Here is a 3,766-nt window from a genome sequence, read left to right as displayed (position 1 = left end):
GCCGCCTTCGACAAGATCATCACGCATGAGAGCGGCTGGGACTACACCGCCACGAACTCCTCCTCCGGCGCGTACGGCCTGGTCCAGGCCCTGCCCGCCTCGAAGATGGCCTCGGCGGGCTCGGACTGGAAGACCAACCCGGCCACCCAGATCAAGTGGGGCCTGGAGTACATGAACGAGCGCTACGGCAGCCCCGTCGGCGCCTGGAACTTCTGGTCCGCCAACCACTGGTACTAAGCCACCAGCAGGCAGCAGACCCACGCACACGCTCGGCCGAGACTCCCGGCCGGGCGTTTTCGCGTGCCTACGGGCTGGCGGACGGCGGGCGTCGGCGCGTGGACCGGCGGGCCTCGCGGGGGGCCTGGCCTTCCCAGCGGTGTACCGCGCGCCGCAGGGCCCGGACGTCGCTGTAGCCGACCCGGCCCGCGATCGACCGCAGGGGCAGGTCGGTGGTCCGCAGCAGTTCCATCGTGTGCTCGTGCCGGACGGACTCGACCTGCGCACGCCACGTGGTGCCCTCTTCGGCGAGCCGCCGCTGGAGCGTGCGGGGGCTCATCGCCAGACGCTGCGCCACGGCCTCCAGGCTCAGGGTGTCCTCCTCGAAGGCCGCGGCCAGCACCGTCCGGAAACGGTCGTGCCATCCGAGCACGGGCCGGGACGCCGCCAGGACCAGCTCCGCGTGGTGCGCCAGGATCCGGTCCATGCCCGGCTGGGCCTTGGGCAGGGGCGCGTGCACGTCGTCCTCGCTGAACGAGATCGAGTTGTACGGCGCGTCGTACTGGATCCGGTCCGTCCCGAAGAGCGCGGCCAGTTGCCGGGACCGCCGCGGCGGGCGGTGGGTGATGGTGACGCGGGACGGGGCGATGGGGCGGCCGGTCGCGGCCCGGGCCCGGCTCAGGAAGAGCGAGAGGGCGAACAGGTCGACCGCCTGCACCACGTCCGGCCCCCACGTGCCCGTGGTGTGGCGGACGGTGAAGTGGCGTCCGTCCTCCTCCACGATCAGTTTCTCCGCGGCCGGATCGCCGAGGGAGGCGATGCGGCCCACCGCCTGCGTGAGCGACTCGCGCAGGGTGGGTCCCGAGGTGACCAGGTAGTCCCAGATGCCGAAGGTGCCGACCGGGGCGTCCTCCAGGACCAGCGGACCGATCAGCGTGTGCGGTTCCAGCAGGACCAGGTTCTCCCACACCCTGATGAGCGACGAGGTCGAGACCCTGGACAGGTCGTTGCCCAGCACTTCGGCGGTCAGATCGGGCAGCCGTGCGAGTCCGCCGGTGGCGGGGCCGGCCAGTGCGCCGACGAGGGAGCGCGCGAGGTGGGCCGAAACGGTGCCGTCGATACCGGAGGAAAGCATAGGAAGACCGAGGCTACCAGGCGCTCCGAACCGGCTTTCGAGCCATCCGCACCGGCTGCGCCACCGGGCCCCTCGCCCGTTCACCGGACTCCCCATCAGCTCCCGGTCGTCTTCACGACCGGACCGGTACGCGGTGCGTGCCGCGCCCAGTCCACGATCCGCACCGCCGCGCCCGCGGCCTCCGAACCCCGGCAGTGCGCGTGGTGCCGCTGCGCGATGCCCTCCAGGTCGAGGTGGGGTGCGAAGGCCGGGTGCGCCGCCAGCCGGCCTGCGTACGACCACAGGTGCGGGTGGTCGGTGATGCGGTACACGGCCGCGGCGTCCAGGTGCCAGCGGTGCACCGTGTCCAGCTGCACCAGCGTCACCCACACCTTCACGTCCGCGGCGGTGAGGTCCCCGCCCAGCACGTACCGCGCGCGGGAGAGGCGCTGTTCCAGGGCGTCCAGTCCGCCCAGCAGGGTGGCGAGCGCGGTGTCGCGCGCCGCCGCGTCGATGCCGGAGCGGCCGGCGTGCTGCGCGGCGGCGTTGACGCCCCGATCGCAGAGACGGGCGATGGACCGGATGTGCTCATCGGCGCCGTCGGGGTGCAGGCGCGGGCCGCGGGAGGAGCCGAACCGCCGGCTCAGGTCATGGAGGATGTCGGGGGCGTGCGTACTGACGATCCGTCCGGTCCAGCCGTCGCCGAGCACCGGCGCCAGGGCTGGACCGGGGTGCTGGTGCGAACTGGCCTCGTACAGCGGGCGCAGCGCCCGGTGCCCGCCGTCGGGCGCGTCGGGCACGGCCGGCAGCAGGGTGACCGGGAGGGTGTCGTGCAGGCCCAGCAGGCTGTGCGTGACGGCGATCTGCAGACAGCTCGGACAGGACAGGGCGAGGTGGAGCCGGTAGCGGTGCGGCACGGCGGGGTAGCCGCTGCGCGCGTCGCCGCCGATCCTGCTCCGGAAGGACGGCACGGCTGGTGAGGAGGTGGCGGACATGCGTCTCCCTGGGGGTGCTCGATCACAGGCGTACGACGGTGACGGCCGCGAGGCTTGGCGTGGCCGGGGACCCCGGGGGGTGAAGGCGCGGTGGGTCAGGGGCGGGCGGGCACGGGCCGGCCGCCCTGGCGCAGCGGACTCGCCGCACTGCACACGCGCAGCAGGTCGATGTGGCGGCGGGAGGTCAGCAGCGGCAGCGGCAGGACGGCGGTACGTGCGCCGTCAGTGCCGCGGTCCAGTGCAGAACAACCCATGATTCCCTACCAGTTCACCAGGATTCGCCGTTCTGGAGTGTCGACGCGTGCCCGGGCGCTGTCAAGACCGCCGTGTCTCTTCGGAGGCTGCGCCCGGGATGCTGTCCGCGGCCACGCGGAAGCCGATGTTGCCGGTGGAGCTGTCGGGCGTGTTGGAGCTGCGGGCGGCGACCCGGTAGCGGTTGCAGTACGAGTCGTGGCACAGGTAGGAGCCGCCGCGCATCACGCGGCCGGCGCCGGGGGCGAACGGGTCGGCGCACCATTCCCACACGTTGCCGACGGTGTTGTGGAGGCCGAAGCCGTTGGGCCCGAACGCGGCCGCCGGCGCCGTACCCTCGTAGCCGTCCTCCGCGGTGTTCAGCGTGGGGAACTCGCCCCGCCAGATGTTGCACATGTGCCGACCGCCCGGTGAGAGTTCGTCGCCCCACGGGTAGCGCCGCTGCTCGAGGCCGCCGCGGGCCGCGTACTCCCATTCGGCCTCGGTGGGCAGGCGGGTCCCGGACCAGGCGCAGTACGCCTGTGCGTCGTTCCACGAGACGTGGACCACGGGGTGGTCCTGCCGGGTGGTGACGGACGACCCGGCGCCCTCGGGGTGGCGCCAGCTCGCACCGGGAACGGCCCGCCACCAGGGGACGGCCGCCACGGCCGGCGACAGGGCGGCGACCTCGTCGGGCAGGAAGCCGCCGAAGACGAAGGAGAAGCCGAAGCGTTCGGCTTCGGTGAGGTGGCCGGTGGCGTCGGCGAAGGCGGCGAACCGGGCGTTGGTCACCGTCGTGGTGGAGATGCGGAACGGGCCGACGGCGACTTCGCGTACGGGTCCTTCGCCGTCGGCCGGGGAGGCGTCCGGGTCCTCGGTGCCCATCAGGAAGCGCCCGCCCGGCAGGTCGACCAGACGCCCGGCGGCCCCCGTCGCCACCCCGGAGCGCGGCCGCGGTGTCGGGGAGAGCGCGAGGGGGGTGGCGTCGCCGTGTCCGGGCGTGCAGCAGGTGGGCATGGCGGGCTCCGTCGGTGGGGTGGGCGTGGATGTGCCCCGCGGGCGGGGTCGCGGGGCACCAGGGCGGATCGCGTGCGCGGTCCGTTCGGTCAGCTCCCGACCAGGAGGCCGCGGCTGCGCAGGACCCACCGCTCGATGGGGCTGAAGATGAGCAGGTCGATGGCGATGCCGACGACGAGGATCAGGATGATCG

At 73.3% G+C, this 3,766-nt stretch carries 5 protein-coding genes and 1 pseudogene; 1 reads left to right on the top strand and 5 read right to left on the bottom strand.

From position 1 onward, the window contains the following. Nucleotides 1–237: transglycosylase SLT domain-containing protein (locus AB0D66_RS34220; RefSeq protein ID WP_362311051.1), on the top strand; the 237-nt coding region annotated here is incomplete at its 5' end. A gap of 67 nt (nt 238–304) precedes the next feature. Here the strand turns inward: AB0D66_RS34220 and AB0D66_RS34215 are convergent. The 5 genes and pseudogenes from AB0D66_RS34215 to AB0D66_RS34195 form a co-directional block, all read right to left on the bottom strand. Next, a complete protein-coding gene (locus AB0D66_RS34215; protein ID WP_362311050.1) occupies nt 305–1,351 on the bottom strand; it encodes a helix-turn-helix domain-containing protein in 1,047 nt (348 codons plus the stop codon). A gap of 95 nt (nt 1,352–1,446) precedes the next feature. Beyond that, on the bottom strand, nt 1,447–2,325 hold the full coding sequence (locus tag AB0D66_RS34210; RefSeq protein ID WP_362311049.1) for a glutathione S-transferase C-terminal domain-containing protein: 879 nt from the start codon (nt 2,323–2,325) through the stop codon (nt 1,447–1,449). Nucleotides 2,326–2,420: 95 nt separating this feature from the next. Next, nucleotides 2,421–2,579, bottom strand: a complete 159-nt coding sequence (locus AB0D66_RS34205; protein ID WP_362311048.1) for a hypothetical protein — start codon at nt 2,577–2,579, stop codon at nt 2,421–2,423. Nucleotides 2,580–2,640: 61 nt separating this feature from the next. Next, the gene (locus AB0D66_RS34200) at nt 2,641–3,573 is read right to left on the bottom strand and encodes a formylglycine-generating enzyme family protein (protein WP_362311047.1); all 933 of its coding nucleotides are present in this window, start codon (nt 3,571–3,573) and stop codon (nt 2,641–2,643) included. A gap of 89 nt (nt 3,574–3,662) precedes the next feature. Then, nucleotides 3,663–3,766 (bottom strand): annotated as a pseudogene (locus AB0D66_RS34195) (ABC transporter permease); the annotation flags it as partial.

This window comes from Streptomyces sp. NPDC048270 (genome assembly GCF_040652335.1).
Classification (GTDB): Bacteria; Actinomycetota; Actinomycetes; order Streptomycetales; family Streptomycetaceae; genus Streptomyces.
This window is presented reverse-complemented; position numbering and strand designations above follow the sequence as displayed.